The organism is Cellulosimicrobium composti (assembly GCF_009711085.1).
Taxonomy (GTDB): Bacteria; Actinomycetota; Actinomycetes; order Actinomycetales; family Cellulomonadaceae; genus Cellulosimicrobium; species Cellulosimicrobium composti.
The window spans coordinates 14,554-35,569 of sequence record NZ_WMKA01000021.1; the positions used below are offsets into that span (position 1 = coordinate 14,554).

Genomic DNA, 21,016 nt, shown 5'->3' on the forward strand with positions numbered 1-21,016 from the left:
CTGCTCAGCGGTCGGTCGGGTCCTCGCCGCGCGAGAGCGCGTCCCACGCGTCGTGGTCCGTGATCTCGTCGGCCGCCGCGGTCGTGCCCGCGCCGGGCGCGGGCTGCCCCGCCGTCCCGGTCGTGGCGTCGGTCGACGTCGCGCGCTCGTGCCGCGTCGACGCCCCGCTCCACGACCGCGACCCGACGGCGACCCAGACGACCGTGAGCACGGTCACGACGCCGAGCACGGCTGCGAGCCACGGCGCGACCGTGAGCGTGACCGGCGCGGTGAGCTCGGTCACGCCCGTCGCGTCGGCCACGGCGGCGCGCGCGCTCGGCTCCGGGTCGAGCGCCACACCCAGCGCCGAGACGGCCGCGACGACGCCGCTCGCCGCCGCGACGGCCAGGACGACCCAGCGCCCGACCCGGCCGACGAGCCCGAGCGCGAGCGCGGCCGCCACGAGCACGAGCGCCGAGGCGCTCACGCCGGGCGCGGCCGCCGTCCCGGCGACGGCCACCTCGACCTGCGGGTCGAGCGGGGTCGCGCCGGTCGTGCTCAGCCACGTGGGCACGGCCGCCGCGAGGGTCGCGCCCCCGAGCAGGAGGAGCACCCAGATCGCGGTCCGACGGCTCGGGCCGGCCGTCCGGCTCATGCGAGCCCCTTCAGCCGTGCGGCCACCTGCACGGCGCGCACCGCGGCCGCCGCCTTGTTGCGCGACTCCGCGTACTCCAGCGCGGGCACCGAGTCGGCGACGATGCCGCCGCCAGCCTGGACGCTCGCGCGACCGTCGCGGATCAGCGCGGTGCGGATCGCGATCGCCATGTCCATGTTCCCGTCGAAGTCGAAGTACCCCGCGGTCCCACCGTAGATCCCGCGCGACGCCGGCTCGAGCTCGTCGATGAGGGCGATCGCCCGGGGCTTCGGCGCGCCCGAGAGCGTGCCCGCGGGGAACGTCGCCCGGAACGCGTCGAGCGCGGTCGCGCCCTCGCGCAGCGTCCCGACGACCGTCGAGCACAGGTGCATGATGTGGCTGAACCGCTTGGTCGCCATGAACTCGACGACCTCGACGGTCGTCGGCTCGCACACCTTGACCAGGTCGTTGCGCGACAGGTCGACGAGCATGATGTGCTCGGCGAGCTCCTTCGGGTCCTGCAGGAGCTCCTCGCCGAGCGCGACGTCCTCCTCGGGCGTCGCGCCGCGGGGCCGCGAGCCCGCGATGGGGAACGTCGTGACGCGCCCGTCCTCGACCTTGACGAGCGTCTCCGGGCTCGACCCGACGACCGCGAAGTCCCGCCCGTCGGCGTCGGTGAGCTGGAAGTAGTACATGTACGGGCTCGGGTTGATCGTCCGCAGCGCGCGGTAGACGTCGAGCGGCTCCGCCGGGCAGTCGAGGTCCAGGCGCTGGGAGAGCACCACCTGGAACACCTCGCCCTCCCGGATCGCGTCCTTGCCCGCGACGACGGACGCCTCGAACTCCTCGCGCGTCGAGCGGAACTCGAGCTCCGGCTCCGCGGCGTCCGGAGCCACGACCGACGCGACGTGCGCCCCGCCCGCGACGAGCCGCGCCTGCATCGCGTCGAGGCGCGCGACGGCGTCCGCGTACGCGTCGTCGACGCGCTCGTCGGTGTCGTCGAAGTTGATCGCGTTCGCGACGAGCCACACGCTGCCCTCCGCGTGGTCGACGACCGCGAGGTCCGTCGCGAGGCACAGCGTGAGCTCCGGGACGCCGAGCTCGTCGGGCGCGTCCGACGGGAGCGTCGGCTCCCAGTGGCGGATCACGTCCCAGCCGATCGCGCCCGCGAGGCCGCCCGTCAGCGGCGGCAGGCCCGCGACCGCGGGCGTGCGCAGCACGTCGAGGGTGGCCTCCAGCACGTCCACGACGTCGCCCTCGAGCGGGACGCCCGCGGGCACGTCGCCCGACCAGACGGCGCGGCCGTCGCGCGCGGTGAGCGTCGCGCGCGACGCGACGCCCACGAACGAGTACCGCGCCCAGCGGCCGTCCGACTCGGCGGACTCCAGGACGAACGTGCCCGGTCGCCCCTGCGCGAGGTTCCGGTACAGCCCGACGGGCGTGACGTCGTCGGCGAGGAGGCGACGGACGACCGGGATCACCCGGCGCGACGCGGCCAGCGCACGGAAGCCGTCGAGCACGGGCCACGTCTCGCCCCACGCGGGACCGCCCGCGGGGACGACGGTGGTCTCGGCCGGGTCGACGGTCGCGCTCACTGGTTCTCCTCCTCGGGGTCGGGGTCGGGGTCGGGTGCGGCCGGGGCGTCGTCGGCGCCGGGTGGCAGGTCGCCGACGACGGCGCCGAGGTCTCCCCCGGCCTCGAAGCACGTCCGCGTCCCGGTGTGGCAGGCGGCCCCGACCTGGTGCACGCGCACGAGCAGCGCGTCGCCGTCGCAGTCGAGGGCGACCGAGCGCACGACCTGCACGTGCCCGGACGTGTCGCCCTTGCGCCAGTACTCCTGCCGCGACCTGCTCCAGAACGTCACGCGCCCGCTCGTCAGCGTCCGGCGCAGCGCCTCGTCGTCCATCCAGCCGAGCATGAGCACCTCGCCCGTGTCGTGCTGCTGGACGATCGCCGCGACCAGTCCGGCGTCGTCGCGCTTGAGGCGCGCGGCGACCGCGGGGTCGAGGGCGGTTCGGTCCGGCGTGTCGGTCGTGGGTCCGGTCGTGGAGTCGGGCACCCGAGAATCCTGCCAGACGCCGGGCCCGGCCCGGTCCGCCGTCTCGCCGGGGGCCCGGCCCGGGAGGGTCCCGCGGGGCCGGGCGACGACCCGCGGCCGCTCAGCGGGTCTGGGACACCCAGGCGTCGTGCATGCGGGCGTAGACGCCGCCGGCGCGCGCGAGGTCGTCGTGGTGGCCGACCTCGACGACGTGGCCGGCGTCGACGACGACCACGAGGTCCGCGGCCTCGGCGGTCGAGAGGCGGTGCGCGATCGTCAGGGTCGAGCGGCCCGCCGTGAGCGACGCGAGGGCGCGCGCGATGCGGACCTCGGTCGCGGGGTCGACGGCGGAGGTCGCCTCGTCGAGGACGAGCAGGTCCGCCTCGGCGAGGTAGGCGCGCACGAGGGCGACGAGCTGGCGCTCCCCCGCGGACAGGGACTCACCGCGCTGTCCGACGGGCGTGTCGAGCCCGTCCGGCAGGTCGGCGACCCAGTCGGTGAGCCCCAGCCGCTCGACGGCGGCCTCGATCCGGGCGCGGCGCGCGGCCGGGGGCTCGGTCTCGGCGTCGCCGCGCAGGCCGTAGGCGACGTTGTCGGCGAGCGTGCCGTCGAAGAGGAAGCCCTCCTGCGGCACGAGGACGACGCGCTCGCGCAGGGACGCGACGGACAGGTCGCGCAGGTCCGTGCCGTCGAGCAGCACGCGCCCGGCGGTCGGGTCCATGAGCCGCGTGACGAGCTTGGCGATCGTCGTCTTGCCCGAGCCCGTCGCGCCCACGACCGCGACCGACGCGCGCGCCGGGAGGTCGAGGTCCACGCCGTGCAGGACCTCGGGCCCGTCGGGGTAGGCGAACCTGACGCCCTCGAGGCGCACGTGGGCGGGGCCGCGCGGGCTGCGCTCGCCGTCGTCGCCCTTGTCGACGACCTCGACGGGCGTCTCGAGCACCGCGAGGACGCGCCGCCACCCCGCCACGGCGTTCTGGAGCTCGTTGAGGATCTCGGTCGCCATCTGCACGGGGCCCGTGAAGAGCTGGACGAGGAAGAGGAACGCGAGGAGCTGCCCGACCGTGACGTCACCGGCGACGCCCAGGAGCGACCCGACCACCACGACGACGGCGAGCACGAGGTTCGCGACGAGGACGCCGCTCGAGAAGACGACCGCGACGAGCTTCTGCGCGCGGACCATGGCGCGCCGGGTCGCGTCGACGGCGCCGTCGATCCGGCGCGCGGTCCGCGCCCCGGCGCCGTAGGCGCGGATCGTCTCCGCGCCGACGATCGACTCGGAGATCGCGCCGAGCATCGCCCCGACGCGCGCGCGGACCTGGGTGTACGCGTCGTTGACGCGTGCCTGCGCGGGGCGCAGGACGAGGAACAGCGGCACGAAGCACGCCCACACGACGAGCGTGAGCTGCCACGAGTAGACCGCCATGAGCGCCGTCGCGACGCCGATCTGCAGGACGGAGACGAGGAGCATGATGCCGCCCCACTGCACGAACAGCGAGATGGTGTCGACGTCGCTCGTGACGCGCGAGACGAGCGAGCCGCGCCGCTCGGTGTTCTGCGTGAGGACGGACAGGTCGTGCACGTGGCGGAACGCGCGCACCCGCAGCCCGGCGAGCCCGGCCTCGGTCGAGCGGAAGAGCCGGACGTTGACGAACGCCGAGCACAGGCCCGCGAGGACGATGACGACCGCGGCGACGCCGACGAGCAGCGCGACGCGCGTCGTGTCCGGGCCGCCCTCGGCGAGGACGCCGGTGTCGACGGTCTGCTGGACGGTCACGGGAACGACGACCCGGCCGAGCGCCGCCGCGACGGCGAGCCCGAGCGTGATCCAGACGCCGTCGAGGATCTGGGGCGAGACCTGCACGCCGCGGCGCAGCGTCGCGAGGACGCCGAGCGTGCTCGCGGACGCGATGCGCGCGTCGGCCGCGCGCGTCGCCGTGCCGGCCCCGGTGGCGGCCGCACCGGCGGCGGGTCGTTCGGTGGTCCGGGTCATTCCTCCAGCGCCCCCGTCTCGACGTGCCGCACGACGTCGTCCTCCTCGGTCTCCTCGCGCCGGGCGAGGTCCTCGCCGCGGCGGTCGTCCTGCTCGGCGTCCCGCGCGTCCCGGGCCGCGTCGTCGACGGCGTCCGCGCGCTCGGCCTCGCGTCGCTCGGCCTCGCGCGCGTACGCGGTCGCGAGCTCGCGGTACCCGGGGTCGCGCGCGAGCAGCGCGTCGTGCGTCCCGACGTCCACGACCCGGCCCGACTCGACGTGCACGACGAGGTCGGCGAGCGCGACGCTCGACATGCGGTAGGCGACCATGACGACGGTCGGCCGGTCGGCGCCCTCGCGCGCGAGGCCCGCGAGGATCTCCTGCTCGACGCGCGGGTCGACGGCGGACGTCGCGTCGTCGAGGACGAGCAGGCGCGGGCGGCGCACGAGCGCCCGCGCGATGGCGAGGCGCTGCCGCTGGCCGCCGGACAGGTTCGCCCCGCGCTCCCCCAGCGGCGCGTCCAGCCCCTCGGGGAGGCGCGCGACGACGTCGTCGACGCGCGCGAGGCGCAGCGCCTCCCAGACCTGCGCGTCGTCGGGGCCGGCGTCGCCCTCGTCCACGAGCGTGACGTTGGCGCGCACGGTGTCCTCGAAGACGAACGCCTGCTGCGCGACGAGCGCGACCTGCGCGGTGAGGTCGCCCTCGCGCACGTCGCGCACGTCGGTGCCGTCGAGCAGGACGCGCCCCCGCGTGGGGTCCGAGAGCCGCGCGAGGAGGGAGACGAGCGTCGTCTTGCCCGCGCCCGTGGGACCCACGACGGCGACGGTGGTGCCCGGCGCCACGTCGAGGTCGACGCCGTCGAGCAGGGTGATCTCGCGTCCGCCCGCGCGCACGTCGACGCCCACGCCCTCGAGCCGGACGCCGAGCCCGGACCTACCGGCGGGCAGGGCGCCGCTCCCCGGGCGCAGCACGCCGCCCGCGTCGACGACGCGGCTGATCCGCTCGTACCCGACGAGGGCCCGGGGAAGCTCGCCGAGGACCCAGCCGAAGGCGCGGACGGGCACGGCCATGATCGTCAGGAGGTAGGCGGCGGTGACGATGTCGCCCGCCGCGACGTCGCCCGCGGTGAGCCGGACCGTCCCCACGGCGAGCACGAGGAGCGTGCCCAGCGAGGGCAGGAGCTCGATGACCGGGTCGAAGAACGCGCGCACGACGCCGACGCGCACGTTCGCCGCGCGCAGTTCGTCGGTGCGGCGGGCGAACCGGCGCTCCTCGCGGTCGGCCGTACCGAGCGACGTGACGAGCAGCGCGGCCTCGAAGCTCTCGTGCGCGACGTCGGCCACCTCGGCGCGCAGCTGCTGGGCCCGGGTGATCGCGGGCGACATGTACCGCTGGAAGACGACGTTCACCGCGATCGCGACGGGGATGACGACGAGCGCCGCGCACGCGAGCCACACGTCCACGCGGAAGAGCATGACCGCGGCGACGCCGATCATGACGACGACGCCGAGCGCGAACGGCAGCGGGTTGAACACGCCCGTCGCCGCCTCGACGTCCGAGCTCGCGTTCGACAGGAGCTGACCGGCCGGGTGCGACCGGTGCCACGACATCGGCAGGCGCAGGTACTGACGCGTCACGGCCGTGCGGTGGCGGGCCTGGAGCGCGGCGAAGCCGTTGCCCGCGAAGATGCGGCGCGCGGCGACGCTCGCGGCGAGCGAGACCGCGATCCCGGCGAGCACGAGCCCCGCGACCCAGATGCGGCCGCGCGCCGCGGGGTCGCCCGCGACCGCGGGGACGACGACCTCGTCCGTCACCGTGCCGATCGCGCTGCTCACCGCGACGGTGAGCGCGCCGAAGAGCGCGGAGGAGCCGATCGCGAGCGCGTACGTGCGCGGCTCGTCGCGGATGCCGCGACCCATGAGGGCGAGCGAGCGGCGGACGCGCGAGCCGGTCAGCGCGTGCGGGCGCCGCACGGTCGGCTCGGCGGGCAGCCCGTCACGGGGCTCCGGCCGGCGCTGCGGGTCCGGCGGGTCGGTCGGGGCGGGCGGGGCGTCGGCGCCGGTGGGGCGCGTCCTGCTGCCGGGCACGGGACGGTCCTCGTCTTTCGTTCAGGGGGTTGCACGATCCTCTCACGCGCCCCCGACACCACCGACGGGTCTCCCCCGCCGCCCCGCGCGCGGCCCGCCGCACCGGCCGGGCGAGGACGGGCTCAGCGCACCTCGACGCCTGCCGCGCGCATCGCGTCCTTCACCTGGCCGACCGTGAGGGCGCCGAAGTGGAACACGCTCGCGGCGAGCACCGCGTCGGCGCCCGCGCGCGCCGCGGCCACGAAGTGCTCGGGCGTGCCCGCGCCGCCGCTCGCGACCAGCGGGACCCGCACCTCGGCGCGGACCGCGGTGAGCATCTCCAGGTCGAAGCCCGCGGTCGTGCCGTCGGCGTCCATCGAGTTGAGCAGGATCTCGCCCGCGCCGAGCCCCGCCGCGCGCGCCGCCCACTCGACCGCGTCGATGCCCGTGCCCCGGCGCCCGCCGTGGGTCGTGACCTCGTACCCGGAGTCCGTGCGGACGTCGCCCGTGGTGCGGCGCGCGTCGACGGACAGCACGAGCACCTGGCTGCCGAAGCGGTCCGCGATCTCCGCGATGAGCTCCGGCCGCGCGATCGCCGCGGTGTTCACGCCCACCTTGTCCGCGCCCGCGCGCAGGAGCCGGTCCACGTCGTCGGCGGAGCGCACGCCGCCGCCCACGGTGAGCGGCACGAAGACCTGCTCGGCCGTGCGCCGCACGACGTCGTAGGTCGTCTCCCGGTTGCCCGACGACGCCGAGACGTCGAGGAACGTCAGCTCGTCGGCCCCCTCCGTGTCGTACCGCGCGGCGAGCTCGACCGGGTCGCCCGCGTCGCGCAGGTTCTCGAAGTTCACGCCCTTGACGACGCGTCCGGCGTCGACGTCGAGGCACGGGATCACGCGGATCGCCACGGTCATGAGGACTCTCCTTGGTCGGCCGGCGCGTCGCCGGTCGTGTCGGTACCGGCGCCGTCCATGCCCTCGGGCACGGCCTCCTCGGTCACCGGGAACTGGGCGTCGAGGATGTCCACGACGTAGACGAGGGTCTCCCCCGCGAGGGGGTTGGTCGTGGCGCCGTACGCGAGGTCGGGCGGCACGACGAGCAGGACCTGGCTGCCCACGGACTGCTCGAGCAGCCCCTGCTCCCAGCCCTCGATCACCTCGCCGATGCCGATCATGATAGAGAGCGGCGCGGCGCCGTCGGTCCACGAGGAGTCGAAGACCTCACCGTCGGACCAGCGCACGCCCGTGTAGCGGACGGTCACGACCTGCCCCACCTCGACCTGGCGGCCGTCGCCGCGGACCAGCGGCTGCACGACGAGCCCTGCGGGCGCGGGGGTGTCCGGCGGGACGACGACGGTCGGCGCGCCGTCGTCCGCGAGCGTCACGGTGGGCAGGCCCTCCACGGGCGGGACCGCCTCCCCCGACGCGCGCGTGGGCAGCACGTCCACGACGAGCGCGACGGGCACGCCGTCGTCCTCCTCGAGGCGCAGCAGACGGGCGCCGACCCGCTGGCCGCGCAGCAGGTCGCGCAGGTCGCGGCCGACCGACTCGTCGGTGAGCGCGCGCCACCGCGGCGCGTCCGTGTACGTGTTCTGCAGGACCGTCCCGTCCCGCAGGTCCTCGGCGTAGAGGTTGAGGAGCAGCGGGCCGCCGTCGGCGAGCTCGGCGCCCGCACCGGGCCACACGACCTCCGACCTCGCCGCGGGCACGTCGAGCGGCGCACGGTACTGGAGGTCGGGCGGCGCGCCCGACGACCCGGCGACGGTGAGGTCGGTGTTGAGCGGCGTGGGCGTCGCGTCCTCCGGCTCCGTGCACGCACCGAGGAGCAGCGCGGCGACGAGCGCCACGACGAGCGCGAGGGTGCCGCGCGGCGCGCGCGCACGACGACGGACGGGTCGGGCACCCGGGGGGCGCCCGACCGCGGGGGCCAGGTTCGTCACATCACGTCCCGCGTCACATCGACTCGATGAGGCGTTCGACGCGCTCGTCGACGCTCCGGAACGGGTCCTTGCACAGCACGGTGCGCTGCGCCTGGTCGTTGAGCTTGAGATGGACCCAGTCGACCGTGTAGTCCCGCCGCGCCTCCTGCGCGGCGCGCACGAAGTCGCCGCGCAGCTTGGCACGGGTCGTCTGCGGCGGGACGGCGGTCGACTCGAACACCTCCAGGTCGGTCGTCACGCGCTCGACCATCCCGCGGGCCGCGAGCAGGTTGTACAGCCCCTCGGTGCGCGAGATGTCGTGGTACGCGAGGTCGAGCCGCGCGATGCGCGGGTCGTCGAGCTCCAGCCCGTGCTTCGCCTGGTAGCGCTGGATCAGCCGGTACTTGATGACCCAGTCGAGCTCGCGGTCGACGAGCGACAAGTCACCCGTCTCCAGGGCGCGCAGCCCGCGCTCCCAGAGGTCGAGCACCTGCTTGACGACGGGCGTGGGCGACACGTCCTGCTCGACGAACTCCTTGACGCGCTGCAGGTACTCGCCCTGCAGGTCGATCGCCGTGACCGTCCGGCCGCTCGCGAGCTGCACCGGCTGCTTGCCCGTCATGTCGTGGCTGATCTCGCGGATCGAGCGGATCGGGTTCTCGAGCGCGAGGTCGCGCATCGGCACCCCCGCCTCGACCATGCGCAGGATGAGGTCGGTCGAGCCGACCTTGAGCATCGTCGTCGTCTCCGCCATCGACGAGTCACCCACGATGACGTGCAGGCGCCGGTAGCTCTCGGCGTCGGCGTGCGGCTCGTCGCGCGTGTTGATGATCGGGCGCGAGCGGGTCGTCGCGCTCGACACCGCCTCCCAGATGTGGTCCGCCCGCTGCGACAGGCAGTAGACCGCCCCGCGCGGCGTCGCGAGGACCTTGCCCGCCCCGGTGAGCACCTGGCGCGTGATGAGGAACGGCACGAGGACGTCGGACAGGCGCGCGAAGTCGCCCTGCCGCCGCACGAGGTAGTTCTCGTGGCACCCGTAGGAGTTGCCCGCCGAGTCCGTGTTGTTCTTGAACAGGTGGATGCGACCGGAAAGCCCCTCGTGCTCGAGGCGCTGCTGCGCGTCGGCGACGAGACCTTCGAGGATGCGCTCCCCGCCGCGGTCGTACGCGACGAGCTGCCGCACGTCGTCGCACTCGGCGGTCGCGTACTCCGGGTGCGAGCCGACGTCGAGGTACAGACGGGACCCGTTGCGCAGGAAGACGTTGGACGACCTGCCCCACGCCACCACCTTGCGGAACAGGTAGCGCGCGACCTCGTCCGCGGACAGCCCGCGCCCGTCGTCCGACGCGCACGTCACGCCGTACTCGGTCTCGAGCCCGAAGATCCTGCGGTCCATGCGGTCCTACCCCTCGTCGGTCGCGGCGCCCGCGCCGCTCGCGTCGTCCGGCGCGCCGTCGGACGGGCCGCCGTCGGACGGCGCGCCGTCGCCGGTGGTCGCGTCGTCGCCCGCCGCGAGGAGCTCCTCGAGCGCCGAGCCGGAGAGCCGGCGGAACGCGCGGCGCGGACGGGTGCGGTCGAGGACCGCGACCTCGAGCTGCGCGGCCGGGATGGCCCGCGTCTCGTCGCCGTCGCCGCCCGAGCCGAGCGCGCGCACCGCGAGGCGCAGCACCTCCCCGAGCCCGAGGCCCGGCTGCCACGCGTCGCGCAGGACGCTGCCCAGCTGGTCGGCCTGGCCGCCCATGACGACGACGCCCTGCTCGTCGGCGACCGAGCCGTCGTACGAGATCCGGTAGAGCTGGTCCTGGGCGGCCGTGCGGCCCACCTCGGCGACGACGAGCTCGACCTCGAGCGGCTTGGACTCCGTGGTGAAGACCGTGCCGAGCGTCTGGGCGTACGCGTTCGCGAGGCCGCGCGCGTTGACGTCCGTCCGGTCGTACGAGTAGCCGCGCAGGTCCGCGTACCGCACGCCCGCGACCCGCAGGTTCTCGAACTCGTTGTACTTGCCGACCGCGGCGAACGCGATGCGGTCGTAGATCTCCGAGATCTTGTGCAGCGCGCGCGACGGGTTCTCCGTCGCGAACGCGATCCCGTCCTCGTACGCGAGGACCACGACGGACCGGCCGCGCGCGATGCCCTTGCGCGCGAAGTCCGCCCGGTCCTTCATGAGCTGCTCGGGCGAGACGTAGAAGGGCATGTTCACTCGGCGTCACCTCCCGACGCGGGGCCCTGCGACAGGTCGTGCGGCTGGTCGTGCGGCACCGCCTCGGCGTTGGTCACCGCGGGTCGGCGACGCGGCACGCCCGTCCCCGAGCGCTCCGCGACGATCTCCTCGACGACGGCGGCGAGCTCGTCGTCCGGGACGCGCTCGTAGCCGTCCCGGGTCACGACCGCGACGACGGGCCAGATCCGGCGCACCGGGTCCGGGCCGCCCGTCGCGGAGTCGTCGTCCGCCGCGTCGTACAGCGCCTCGACCGCGACGCGCACCGACGCGGCGCGGTCGAGCTCCGTGCGCCACAGCTTCTTCAGCGAGCCGCGCGCGAACACCGAGCCGGACCCCACCGAGTGGTAGGCGCGCTCCTCGTACCGGCCGCCGGTCACGTCGTAGGAAAAGATGCGCCCGGCGCCGCGGTCCAGGTCGAAGCCCGCGAACAGCGGCACGACGGCGAGGCCCTGCATCGCGAGGCCGAGGTTCTGCCGGATCATCGTCGACAGGCGGTTCGCCTTGCCGTCCAGGGACAGCAGCGCGCCCTCGATCTTCTCGTAGTGCTCGAGCTCCAGCTGGAACAGGCGCACGAGCTCGACCGCGATGCCCGCCGTGCCGGCGATCCCCACCGCGGAGTACTCGTCGGCCGGGAAGACCTTCTCGATCTCGCGGTTCGCGATCATCGAGCCCATCGTCGCGCGGCGGTCGCCCGCCATCACGACGCCGCCCGCGACGCCCTCCGCGCCGAACGTCAGCGCGACGATCGTCGTCGCGTGCGGCGCGTCGGGCGCCGTGCCGCCGACGCCGTGCGCCGCGACGCGCTGCGACGGCAGCAGGTCGGGCGCGTGCCCGGCCAGGAAGTCCAGGAACGACGACGACCCCGGGGTCGTGAACGCGTCGGGCAGTCGCCCGGGCTGGTCGGTGCTCATCGAGTTGCCGTCACCCTTCCTACTCGCCGCCCTTCTGCACGAAGCCCCGGACGAAGGACTCCGCGTTCGTCTCCAGCACCTCGTCGATCTCCTCGAGGAGGGCGTCGACCTCGGCGTCGCGCGACTGCGCCTGCGGCGCGGTCGGGACCTCCGGGCCCTCGGGCTCGTCGTCAGGACGCCGGTCCTCGTGCGACGCGTGGGTGCGTTCGGTGCCCGCCATGACTGCCTCCTCGTCCGTCGGCCCGGTGCCGCGCCGACGCTCTGTCCGTTCCAACCCGGTCCGGGCTCGCGCCCTTCCCGGCCCTGCTCGCACGCGGCGCCCGTTCCACGCGGGGCGGGCGCCGTCGTGCGTCCAGCCTAGTCGCCGCGGCTCAGGACGGGCCCGCCAGACCCGCCAGGAGGGACGCCGCGTCCGGGCTCGCGTCGAGCAGCGCGCCGATGTGCGCGCGCGTCCCGCGCAGCGGGTCCATCATCGGCACGCGCTGCAGCGACGGCGCGCCCGGCACGTCGAAGATCACGGAGTCCCAGCTCGCCGCCGAGACCTGGTCGCCGTAGCGCGCCATGACCTCGCCGCGGAAGAACGCGCGCGTGTCCTCCGGGGCGTGGTGCACCGCCGCGCCGACCTCGCGCTCCGTGACGACCCGGTCCACCGCGCCCGCCGCGAGGAGGCGGTGGTAGATGCCGCGCTCGGGGCGCACGTCCGACCACTGCAGGTCCATCGCCGCGAGGCGCGGGTGGCCCCAGTCGAGCCCGTCGCGCTCCCGGAGCCGGTCGAGCAGCCGCAGCTTCGCGACCCACTCCACGTCGCGCGCGCACGCGTCGCGGTCCGTCGCGAGGCGGTCGAGCACCGAGCGCCACCGCGCCAGCACGTCGCGCGTCGGGGCGTCGACGCCGTCCGTCCCCGCGAGCCGCTCGGCCGCGTCCTGCGCCACGTCCAGGTACTCGCGCTGGACCTCGATCGCCGTCAGCCGGCGCCCGTCCGCGAGCGCGAGCCGCGTCGTGAGGTCGAGGTCGCGGCTCACGCGCTGCACGTCCCCGACGGGGTCCGCGAGGCGCAGCGCCGCGAGCCGCGTCCGCACCGCCGCGCCCAGCTCCTCGAGGTGCTCGACGACGAACAGCACGAGCGACGTCGTGCCCGTCTTGAGGTACGTCGCCGTCTCGAGCATGTTGGCGTCGCCGATGATGAGGTGCAGCCGGCGCCAGCGCTGGCGGTCGGCGTGCGGCTCGTCGCGCGTGTTGACGATCGGGCGGCGCAGCGTCGTCTCGAGCCCCACCTCCGCCTCGACGTAGTCCGCGCGCTGCGAGACCTGGAACCCGTGCTCCTCGCCCGTCGGGCCGAGGCCCACCCGCCCCGAGCCGGCGAAGACCTGCCGGGTCACGAGGAACGGCGTGAGCATCTCCACGAGCACCCCGAACGGCACGGAACGGTCCACGAGGAAGTTCTCGTGCGTGCCGTAGCTCGCACCCTTGCCGTCGACGTTGTTCTTGTACAGCACGACCGAGCCGCCCGGCACCTGGTCGAGCTCGCGCGACGCCGCGAGCATGACCCGCTCCCCCGCGACGTCCCAGCCCACCACGTCGTGCGGGACCGTGACCTCCGGCGACGAGTACTCCGGGTGGGCGTGGTCCACGTAGAGCCGCGCGCCGTTCGTGAGGATGACGTTCGCCGCGCTCGGGTCGTCGTACTCCTCCGTCGTGGGCCGCGCGACCTCCTGGAACGACCCCTCGGCGGGCTCGTGGGCCCCCGCCTCCGCGACCGGGCCCGACGGCGCCGGGCGCGTCGGGTCGTCCGTGAGCAGCGACGGGTGGGCCGACGCGCGCGGCACGTGGAACCCGCGCGCGTCCTGCAACGGGTCCTCGTCGTCGTAGTCCCACCGCGCGCGCCCGCGCGCCCCGTCGCCGCGCGCGACGAGCGCCCGGTACGTCGTGACGACCTGGCTCGACAGGAGCATCGGGTTCGCCATCGGCTTCCCCGGCTGCAGGACGCCGTACTCGGTCTCGATCCCCATGACCCGTCGAACGCTCACGCGCTCACCCTATGCCGGTCCCCCGACGCCCCGCGGCGCCGTCCACCGCAGGCACCGCCCGGCGCCCCGGCCGCACGACGACGCCCCGGCGCGTCGGGCGGACGTGCCGGGGCGTCGGGGACGGGCTACAGGTACTGGCCGGTGTTGGTGACCGTGTCGATGGTGCGCGGGGAGCCGCCCTCGCCCTTCTTCTGGACGATCGTGCGGATGAAGACGATGCGCTCGCCCTTCTTGCCGCTGATGCGCGCCCAGTCGTCGGGGTTGGTGGTGTTGGGCAGGTCCTCGTTCTCCTTGAACTCGTCGACGCACGCCGCGAGGAGGTGGTCGACGCGGATGCCGCGCTGGCCGGTGGCGAGGAAGTCCTTGATCGCGGACTTCTTGGCGCGGTCCACGACGTTCTGGATCATCGCGCCGGAGTTGAAGTCCTTGAAGTACAGGACCTCCTTGTCGCCGCTGGCGTACGTGACCTCGAGGAACTGGTTCTCCTCGTCCTCGGAGTACATGCGCTCGACGACGGAGCGGATCATCGCGTCGAGGGCCTCGCGCTGGTTGCCGCCGTGCTCGGCGAGGTCGGCGGCGTGGATGGGGAGGTCCTCGGTGAGATACTTGGCGAAGATCTCCTTGGCGCCCTCGGCGTCGGGACGCTCGATCTTGATCTTCACGTCGAGGCGGCCCGGCCGCAGGATCGCGGGGTCGATCATGTCCTCGCGGTTGGACGCGCCGATGACGATGACGTTGTCGAGGCGCTCGACGCCGTCGATCTCGGCGAGGAGCTGGGGCACGATCGTCGTCTCGACGTCGGACGACAGGCCGGTGCCGCGCGTGCGGAACAGCGACTCCATCTCGTCGAAGAACACGACGACGGGCGTCCCCTGGGACGCCTTCTCGCGGGCGCGGGCGAAGATGAGGCGGATGTGCCGCTCGGTCTCGCCCACGTACTTGTTGAGCAGCTCGGGTCCCTTGACGTTGAGGAAGTAGCTGCGCGCGGCGCCGGAGCCGTCCGCGACCTGCTCGCCGCGCGCCTTGGCGACGGTGTGCGCGAGCGAGTTGGCGACCGCCTTCGCGATGAGCGTCTTGCCGCACCCGGGGGGCCCGTAGAGCAGGACGCCCTTGGGCGGGTGCAGGCCGTGCTCGCGGAACAGGTCGGGGTGGGTGAACGGGAGCTCGACGGCGTCGCGGATCTGCTCGATCTGCGGGCCGAGGCCGCCGATGTCCTCGTACGCGATGTCCGGGACCTCCTCGAGGACGAGCTCCTCGACCTCGGACTTGGGGATCACCTCGAACACGAAGCCGCTGCGCGTGTCGATGGTGAGGGAGTCCCCGACGCGCAGCGTGGAGTGCGCGACGGATCCGGCGAGCCGCACGACCCGCTCCTCGTCGGCGCGGCCGACGACGAGCACGCGGTCCGCGTCGAGGACCTCCTTGACGGTGACGATCTCGCCGGTGCGCTCGTAGCCGCCCGCGGCCACGACGGTCATGGCCTCGTTGAGCTTGACCTCCTGGCCGGGGCGCAGGCGCTGGACGTCGAGGCTGGGGCTCGCGCCCACGTGCATCTTGCGCCCGGCGGCGGACACGTCGACCGACCCGTCCGGGTGCGCGGCGAGGAACACCGCGTACGTCCCCGGGGGCTTGGCGAGGTCGTCGATCTGCCGCTTGAGGTCGAGGATCTGGTCGCGCGCGGCACGCAGCGCCTCGGCGAGCCTCTCGTTCTTCGCGGACAGCAGCGCGAGCTCTCGCGCGCTGCTCTGCGGGGCCTCGTCGCTACGGCCGAATGTCTCGCTCATCGGGTGTCCCCTCTCGCCGGCGCTCGGCCGACCGCGCGGTGGACGGCGGACGGCGGACCCGCGGAGGGCACCCGTGCCGACCACCGTCCGGCGGTCGGGTGTAGACCTTAGGCACAATTCTGGCCCGTGCACACGGACGACACCCAGGGTGAGACGACCGGGTCCCGATCGTTACCCGACCGTCACGACCCCGACACGTCGGGCGCGCTCCCGGCCTGCTCGACGCCGTCCCCGGGCTCGCCCGCGGCGGCGTCGACGGCGGGGTCTGCGGATGCCGTCGCGGCGTCCTGCTCGGGCGCCTGGCCGACGTCGCGGCGCACGCGGCGGATCTTCTTCTCCGACACCGGGCGCTCGCCGAGCTCCTCGGGCGACCACTGCTCGGCGTCGGTCGGGTACGCGCCCTTCGCAGGGCGGCGCTTGCGCTCGGGCGGGGCGACGCCGTCGGCGAGGCGTCGCGCGGTGAGGAGGAAGCCGGTGTGCCCGATCATGCGGTGCTGCGGCCGCACGGCGAGTCCCTCGAGGTGCCAGCCGCGCACCATGGACTCCCACGCGACGGGCTCGGCGTAGCGGCCGTCGGCGCGCAGGTCCTCCGCGAGGCGCGAGAGCTGCGTCGTGGTCGCGACGTAGCAGACGAGCACGCCGCCGGGCACGAGCGCGCGCGCCACGACGTCGAGGTTCTCCCAGGGCGCGAGCATGTCGAGGACGACGCGGTCGACGGTGCCGTCCTGCGCGACGGTCGGCAGGACGTCGGCGAGGTCGCCGACGGACAGCGTCCACGCGGGGTGGGGGCCGCCGAAGAACGTCTCGACGTTGCCGCGCGCGATCGCGGCGAAGTCCTCGCGGCGCTCGATCGAGTGCAGCTCGCCCGCGTCCCCGACGGCGCGCAGGAGCGACATCGTGAGGGCGCCCGAGCCCACGCCCGCCTCGACGACGCGCGCGCCGGGGAAGATGTCGGCCATCGCCACGATCTGCCCCGCGTCCTTGGGGTAGACGACGGCGGCGCCGCGCGGCATCGACAGCACGTAGTCCGCGAGGAGCGGACGCATCGCGAGGTACTCGATCTCGGCCGTGTTGCGCACGACGCTGCCCTCGGGCCGGCCGATGAGGTCGTCGTGGCGCAGGTAGCCCTTGTGCGTGTGGAACGTCGCGCCGGGGGCGAGCGTGATGGTGTGCAGACGCCCGCGCGGGTCGGTGAGCTGGACCTTGTCGCCCACGCGCAGCGGGCCGCGGCGCTCGTCGGCGCCCGTCGCGGCGGGTCGGTCGGACGCGGCGCGCGCCGGGGCGGCGGCGTCCCCCGGTCCGGGCGTCGGGGTCGGGGGGCCGGGCGTGGGGGTGGGCTCGGAGGTCACGGGCGACCATCCTACGGGCCGCGGCGGCGGTGGCGCCGGGCCCGGCCCGGGGCCTCGGGACGACGCCGCGCTCAGCGGCCGCGCTGCGCGTCGCGCAGGGCCGCGACGACCCGGGCCACCTCGAGCGCCCCGACGACGCGGCCGCCGTCGGTCACGACGACGACCGCGGCCTCGCGCCCGACGCGGGACAGCGCCGCGAGCATGTCCTGGCCCTGCAGTGCGGCGTCGATCGTCGCGCCCGCGGGCACCGGGACGGCGACGGCGCCGACGGGCGTCGTCTCGGCGGCGTCGGGCGGCACGGCCGCCGCCGCGGACGGGTCCGCGTACCCGACGGGGCCGCCCGCGCCGTCGACGAGGACGGCGACGACGTGCGGACCGCCCGCGAGCGCCACCGAGCGCCCGACGGCGCCCACCGTGGCGGTCGACGGGACGGCGACCGCGGGACGGGCGAGGCCCCGGACGGTGAGCCCCGAGACGGCCTCGCGCGTGCGGCCCACCGCGATGGCCTGGCCGGCGCCGCTCCAGAGGAACGCGCCGATGAGCGCGGCCCACGCGACGGTCCACAGGTCCGGGCGCGCGCCGTACGACAGCGGCCACAGGAGCGCCCACGCCACGACGCCGACCGCGACGGCGCGCCCGACCCAGCCCGCGGCGACGGTGCCCTTGGTCCGCGAGCCCGTCGCGGCCCACACGGCCGCCTCGAGGATCTGGCCGCCGTCGAGCGGGAGCCCGGGCAGGAGGTTGAAGAAGCCGACGAACGCGTTGGAGAACGCGGCCGCGTACAGCAGGAGCGCGGGCACGGTGAACGTCGGCTGCGCCTGGAACGTCAGCCAGAACACGACGGCGAGGGCGAGGTTGGTCAGCGGGCCGACCACGGAGATGAGGAACCCGTCGAGGGGCCGCGACGCGGTGCCGGAGTAGGCCGTGTGCCCGCCCCAGAGCGTGACGGCGAGCTCGGTGACGTGCTGTCCCCGCGCGCGGGCGACGACCGCGTGCGCGACCTCGTGCAGGAACACGGACGCGAAGAGCAGCAGCACGAACGCGAACGAGACGAGGTAGATCTCGGCGTCGAGGTGCGGCGCGAGCCGCTGCACCGTCGGGGCGAACAGGACGGTGAGGATCGCGGCGGCGAGGAACCACGACGGCGTGAGGATCACCGGGGCGCCGACGACGCGGCCGATGACCCAGCCCTTCGTGCGCGGGCCTGCCGGTGCGGGCGTGCGGGGGGCTCTGGGCTCGGGTCCGTCCACCCGGGAAGCCTAAGCGCTCGTGCGCGGCCGCGGCGACGCGGGCGGCGCGGCTCATCCCGCGTCCGCGAGGACCGCCGCGAGCTCGTCGCGCGAGTGGATGCCGAGCCGCGTGTACACCTTGCGCAGGTGGTACTCGACGGTCTTGGGGCTGAGGAAGAGCGCGGCGGCCGTCTCGCGCGTCGTGCGGCCGTCGGCGAGGAGCAGGCACACCTGGAGCTCCTGGGGCGTCAGCGCGCCGGGCCCGTGCCGCTCGCGGGGCACGACGTGCTCGCCGGTCGCCTCGAGCTCGGTCCGCGCGGTCGCGCCCCAGAGTTGCGCGCCGAGGTCGTCGAACGTGTCCCACGCGTCGCGCAGCGCGGCCCGTGCGGCGACGCGCCGTCCGCTGCGCCGCAGCCGCATCCCGTGCGCGAGCTGCGTGCGCGCGCGCTCGAACACGTCGCGCGTGCGCGCGTGGTGCGCGAGCGCCGAGGCGAAGAGCCGGTCGGCCTCGTCGTCGTCGGGCACGACGAGCGCGAGCGCGCGGTCGGCGCGGGCGCGAGTCCACGGCCGGCCCGTGGCCGCGGCGGCGTCCGCGAAGCGCTCGGCGACCGTTCGGGCCGGCGCGGGACGACCGGTCCGCAGGAGGGCGTCGACGAGCTCGGGGCCGGGATGCAGGTCGGGGTCGCCGATCCCCCGCTCGTCGAGCGTCGCGGCGAGCGCGGTGAGCCGGTCGACGGCCTCGCCGGACTCCCCCTCGGACAGCGCGAGGTCGCCGAGCGCGAGCTCGCACCAGACGACGCCGAAGCGCATCGACCGCTCCTCGCAGAGGACGGTCGCGTCCGCCGCGTGCTCGCGGCACGCCGCGCCGCGGCCCGTGCGCGACTCGAGGCTCGCGAGCCCGGCGAGCGCCATCGCGAGCTCGCCGCCCTGCCCGGTCTCGCGCGCCAGCCGCGCGGCCTCGTCGTAGTTGGCGGCGGCCCGGTCCCACGCGTCGGACGTCGCCTGGTCGCGCGCCACGTGGAAGAGCACGTCCGGGAGCGCGCCGACGCCCACGCGCGTGCGCACCTCGTCCACGAGGGCCCGCAGCTCGGCGCCGCGCTCGCGGTCGCGCAGGAACAGGGGTGCGAGCATGAGCCAGGGCAGCGCGGCGGGGTGCGCGAGCGGGTCGACGGCGGCGAGGCGCCCGACGGCAGCGGCCAGCCGGTCGGTCGTGTCGCGGCCGAGCAGGACCCCGGTGGCACCGGACGCGGCCAGGCCGACCGCCCCGGACACCGGGCTCGTCGCCTCGGGCAGCGCGGCGGCGAGCCGCTCCTCGACGCGGTGCAGGGCGACCGTGTCCACGAGGTACATGGACGCCCGGCACGCCTCGGCGAGGAGCAGGACCCCGTCGTCGACGCCCGCGAGGTCCGCGGCACGTTCGAGCAGGTCCAGGCCGTCGCGCACCGAACCGGCGCGCAGCGCGACGGTCGCGCGCAGCTGGGCGCCGGCCACCGACCACGGGCCCGCGGGCGGCTCGGCCTCGTCGAGGAGCGCCAGGGCGCGGCCGGGCTGCCCGCCCGACCACGCGGCGCGCGCGGACGCGACGAGCCGGGACCGTGCGTCCCCGGCGTCGGGGCTCAGCCGCGCGGCGCGCTCGTACGCGGTGGACGCCACGGTGAACGCGGTCCGCGCCGACGCGCGGTCGCCGACGGCCGCGAGCGCCCCCGCGACGCCCTCGTCGAGACCGGTCGCGGCGGCTGCCCGGTGCCAGGCGCGGCGGTCCTCGTCGGCGGGCCCGAGCTCGTCCGCGATCGTGCGGTGGACGCGGCGGCGCAGCGCGGGCTCGGCGTCGCCGTGCACGACGGCGCGCAGCAGGGGGTGGCGGAACACGACGCGCCCGTCCGCGGCGGAGAGCAGCCCGGCACGCTCCGCGTCGTCGAGGCGCGCCGGGTCGAGGTCGAGGCGCGCGCACACGGCGCGCGTCAGGCGCAGGTCCCCGTCGGCCGCCGCGGCGACGAGCGCGACCGCCCGTGCCTCGGCGGGGAGCGCGTCGAGGCGCCGCGCGAACGCCCGCTGGAGCCGCCCGGGCAGCGCGCGCGGGAGCCCGGGGGCGTCGAGCCCCGCGGCGGCGTCCACCGGGTCGCCCGCGAGCTCGAGGAGCGCGAGCGGGTTCCCGCCCGTCTCGCGGTGCAGGACGTCGGGCGGGCGTGCGGTCCCGGTTGGGAAGGCCGTGGCGAGCAGCGTCGCCGTGGCGCCGGGGTCGAGCCCGGCCAGGTCGAGGCGGGGCAGCGCGAGGACGGCGTCGGGGAGCTCGCCGCTGCGGCCCGCGAGGAGGACGGCGACGGGGTCGTCGCGCAGGCGTCGGGCGGCGAACGCCAGGGCGTCGACCGACGGGCGGTCGGCCCACTGCACGTCGTCCAGCACGAGCACGACCGGGCCGTCCTCGGCGAACCGGCTGAGCAGGCTGAGGGTCGCGGCGCCGATGGCGAACCGGTCGCGCCCGCTCCCGTGCCGCAGGCTCAGCGCGGCGCCGAGCTCGGCCGCCTGCGGAGCCGGGATGTCGTCGAGCAGCCCGAGCGCGGGGCGCAGGAGCGCGTGGAGCGCCGCGAACGCGAGGTCCTGCTCGGTCTCGGCCGGCGTCGTCCCGAGCACTCGGACGCCGCCGTCGGCGCCCGCCCCGTCGAGCGCGTCGGCGAGCAGCGCCGACTTGCCGACGCCGGGCTCGCCCGCGACGACGAGCGCGCCGCCGCGGCCCAGCCGCGCGGACGCGAGGAGACGGGCGAGCGTCTCCTGCTCGGTGGCCCTGCCGACGAGCACCACCCGGCCAGTCTAGGAGCGGGCGGCCGCAGGACCAGGGGGGCCACCTGACGCGGGCGCCGGGCGCCGGTCCCTACGTTCGGCGGTGTCGG

The 21,016-nt window shown here is 75.6% G+C and carries 16 protein-coding genes; all 16 read right to left on the reverse strand.

Going from position 1 to position 21,016, the window contains the following annotated elements; all coding sequences use genetic code 11:
* Nucleotides 1-4: 4 nt before the first annotated feature.
* The 16 genes from GJV82_RS10445 to GJV82_RS20755 all read right to left on the reverse strand — a co-directional run bounded on the left by GJV82_RS10445 (nt 5) and on the right by GJV82_RS20755 (nt 20,927).
* Nucleotides 5-634 (reverse strand): Trp biosynthesis-associated membrane protein, encoded by a 630-nt coding sequence (locus tag GJV82_RS10445; protein ID WP_024840193.1) that lies wholly within the window; start codon nt 632-634, stop codon nt 5-7.
* Entirely contained in the window at nt 631-2,208 is a 1,578-nt protein-coding gene (locus tag GJV82_RS10450) for an anthranilate synthase component I (RefSeq protein ID WP_196217223.1), read from the reverse strand. Before GJV82_RS10450 ends, GJV82_RS10445 begins: the two co-directional genes overlap by 4 nt.
* Nucleotides 2,205-2,576: a phosphoribosyl-AMP cyclohydrolase gene (hisI, locus tag GJV82_RS10455; protein WP_225873271.1), complete on the reverse strand. Its 372-nt coding sequence runs from the start codon at nt 2,574-2,576 to the stop codon at nt 2,205-2,207. The genes GJV82_RS10450 and hisI overlap by 4 nt, the downstream gene beginning before the upstream one ends.
* A 196-nt stretch (nt 2,577-2,772) precedes the next feature.
* Nucleotides 2,773-4,644, reverse strand: a complete 1,872-nt coding sequence (locus GJV82_RS10460) for an ABC transporter ATP-binding protein (RefSeq protein ID WP_115942628.1) — start codon at nt 4,642-4,644, stop codon at nt 2,773-2,775.
* A complete protein-coding gene (locus GJV82_RS10465; RefSeq protein WP_155099196.1) occupies nt 4,641-6,542 on the reverse strand; it encodes an ABC transporter ATP-binding protein in 1,902 nt (633 codons plus the stop codon). Before GJV82_RS10465 ends, GJV82_RS10460 begins: the two co-directional genes overlap by 4 nt.
* Before the next feature lie 290 nt (nt 6,543-6,832).
* A complete protein-coding gene (gene hisF, locus GJV82_RS10470) occupies nt 6,833-7,603 on the reverse strand; it encodes an imidazole glycerol phosphate synthase subunit HisF (protein WP_024840188.1) in 771 nt (256 codons plus the stop codon).
* On the reverse strand, nt 7,600-8,628 hold the full coding sequence (locus GJV82_RS10475; RefSeq protein WP_318657506.1) for an FKBP-type peptidyl-prolyl cis-trans isomerase: 1,029 nt from the start codon (nt 8,626-8,628) through the stop codon (nt 7,600-7,602). The genes hisF and GJV82_RS10475 overlap by 4 nt, the downstream gene beginning before the upstream one ends.
* A gap of 13 nt (nt 8,629-8,641) precedes the next feature.
* Entirely contained in the window at nt 8,642-10,003 is a 1,362-nt protein-coding gene (gene pafA, locus GJV82_RS10480) for a Pup--protein ligase (protein WP_155099182.1), read from the reverse strand.
* A 6-nt stretch (nt 10,004-10,009) separates the two neighbouring features.
* Complete coding sequence (prcA, locus tag GJV82_RS10485) at nt 10,010-10,807, reverse strand: proteasome subunit alpha (RefSeq protein WP_024840185.1); 798 nt, start codon at nt 10,805-10,807, stop codon at nt 10,010-10,012.
* Nucleotides 10,804-11,739, reverse strand: a complete 936-nt coding sequence (prcB, locus tag GJV82_RS10490) for a proteasome subunit beta (protein ID WP_024840184.1) — start codon at nt 11,737-11,739, stop codon at nt 10,804-10,806. The genes prcA and prcB overlap by 4 nt, the downstream gene beginning before the upstream one ends.
* A gap of 19 nt (nt 11,740-11,758) precedes the next feature.
* The gene (locus tag GJV82_RS10495; RefSeq protein WP_024840183.1) at nt 11,759-11,959 is read right to left on the reverse strand and encodes a ubiquitin-like protein Pup; all 201 of its coding nucleotides are present in this window, start codon (nt 11,957-11,959) and stop codon (nt 11,759-11,761) included.
* Between the two features lie 151 nt (nt 11,960-12,110).
* On the reverse strand, nt 12,111-13,748 hold the full coding sequence (gene dop / locus GJV82_RS10500) for a depupylase/deamidase Dop (RefSeq protein ID WP_034603909.1): 1,638 nt from the start codon (nt 13,746-13,748) through the stop codon (nt 12,111-12,113).
* A gap of 143 nt (nt 13,749-13,891) precedes the next feature.
* A complete protein-coding gene (arc, locus tag GJV82_RS10505) occupies nt 13,892-15,550 on the reverse strand; it encodes a proteasome ATPase (protein ID WP_024840181.1) in 1,659 nt (552 codons plus the stop codon).
* A 182-nt stretch (nt 15,551-15,732) separates the two neighbouring features.
* Complete coding sequence (locus GJV82_RS10510; RefSeq protein WP_376739796.1) at nt 15,733-16,764, reverse strand: tRNA (adenine-N1)-methyltransferase; 1,032 nt, start codon at nt 16,762-16,764, stop codon at nt 15,733-15,735.
* 206 nt (nt 16,765-16,970) lie between these two features.
* A complete protein-coding gene (locus GJV82_RS20750; protein ID WP_024840179.1) occupies nt 16,971-18,149 on the reverse strand; it encodes a site-2 protease family protein in 1,179 nt (392 codons plus the stop codon).
* A gap of 51 nt (nt 18,150-18,200) precedes the next feature.
* A complete protein-coding gene (locus GJV82_RS20755; protein WP_155099183.1) occupies nt 18,201-20,927 on the reverse strand; it encodes an ATP-binding protein in 2,727 nt (908 codons plus the stop codon).
* Nucleotides 20,928-21,016: the final 89 nt, after the last annotated feature.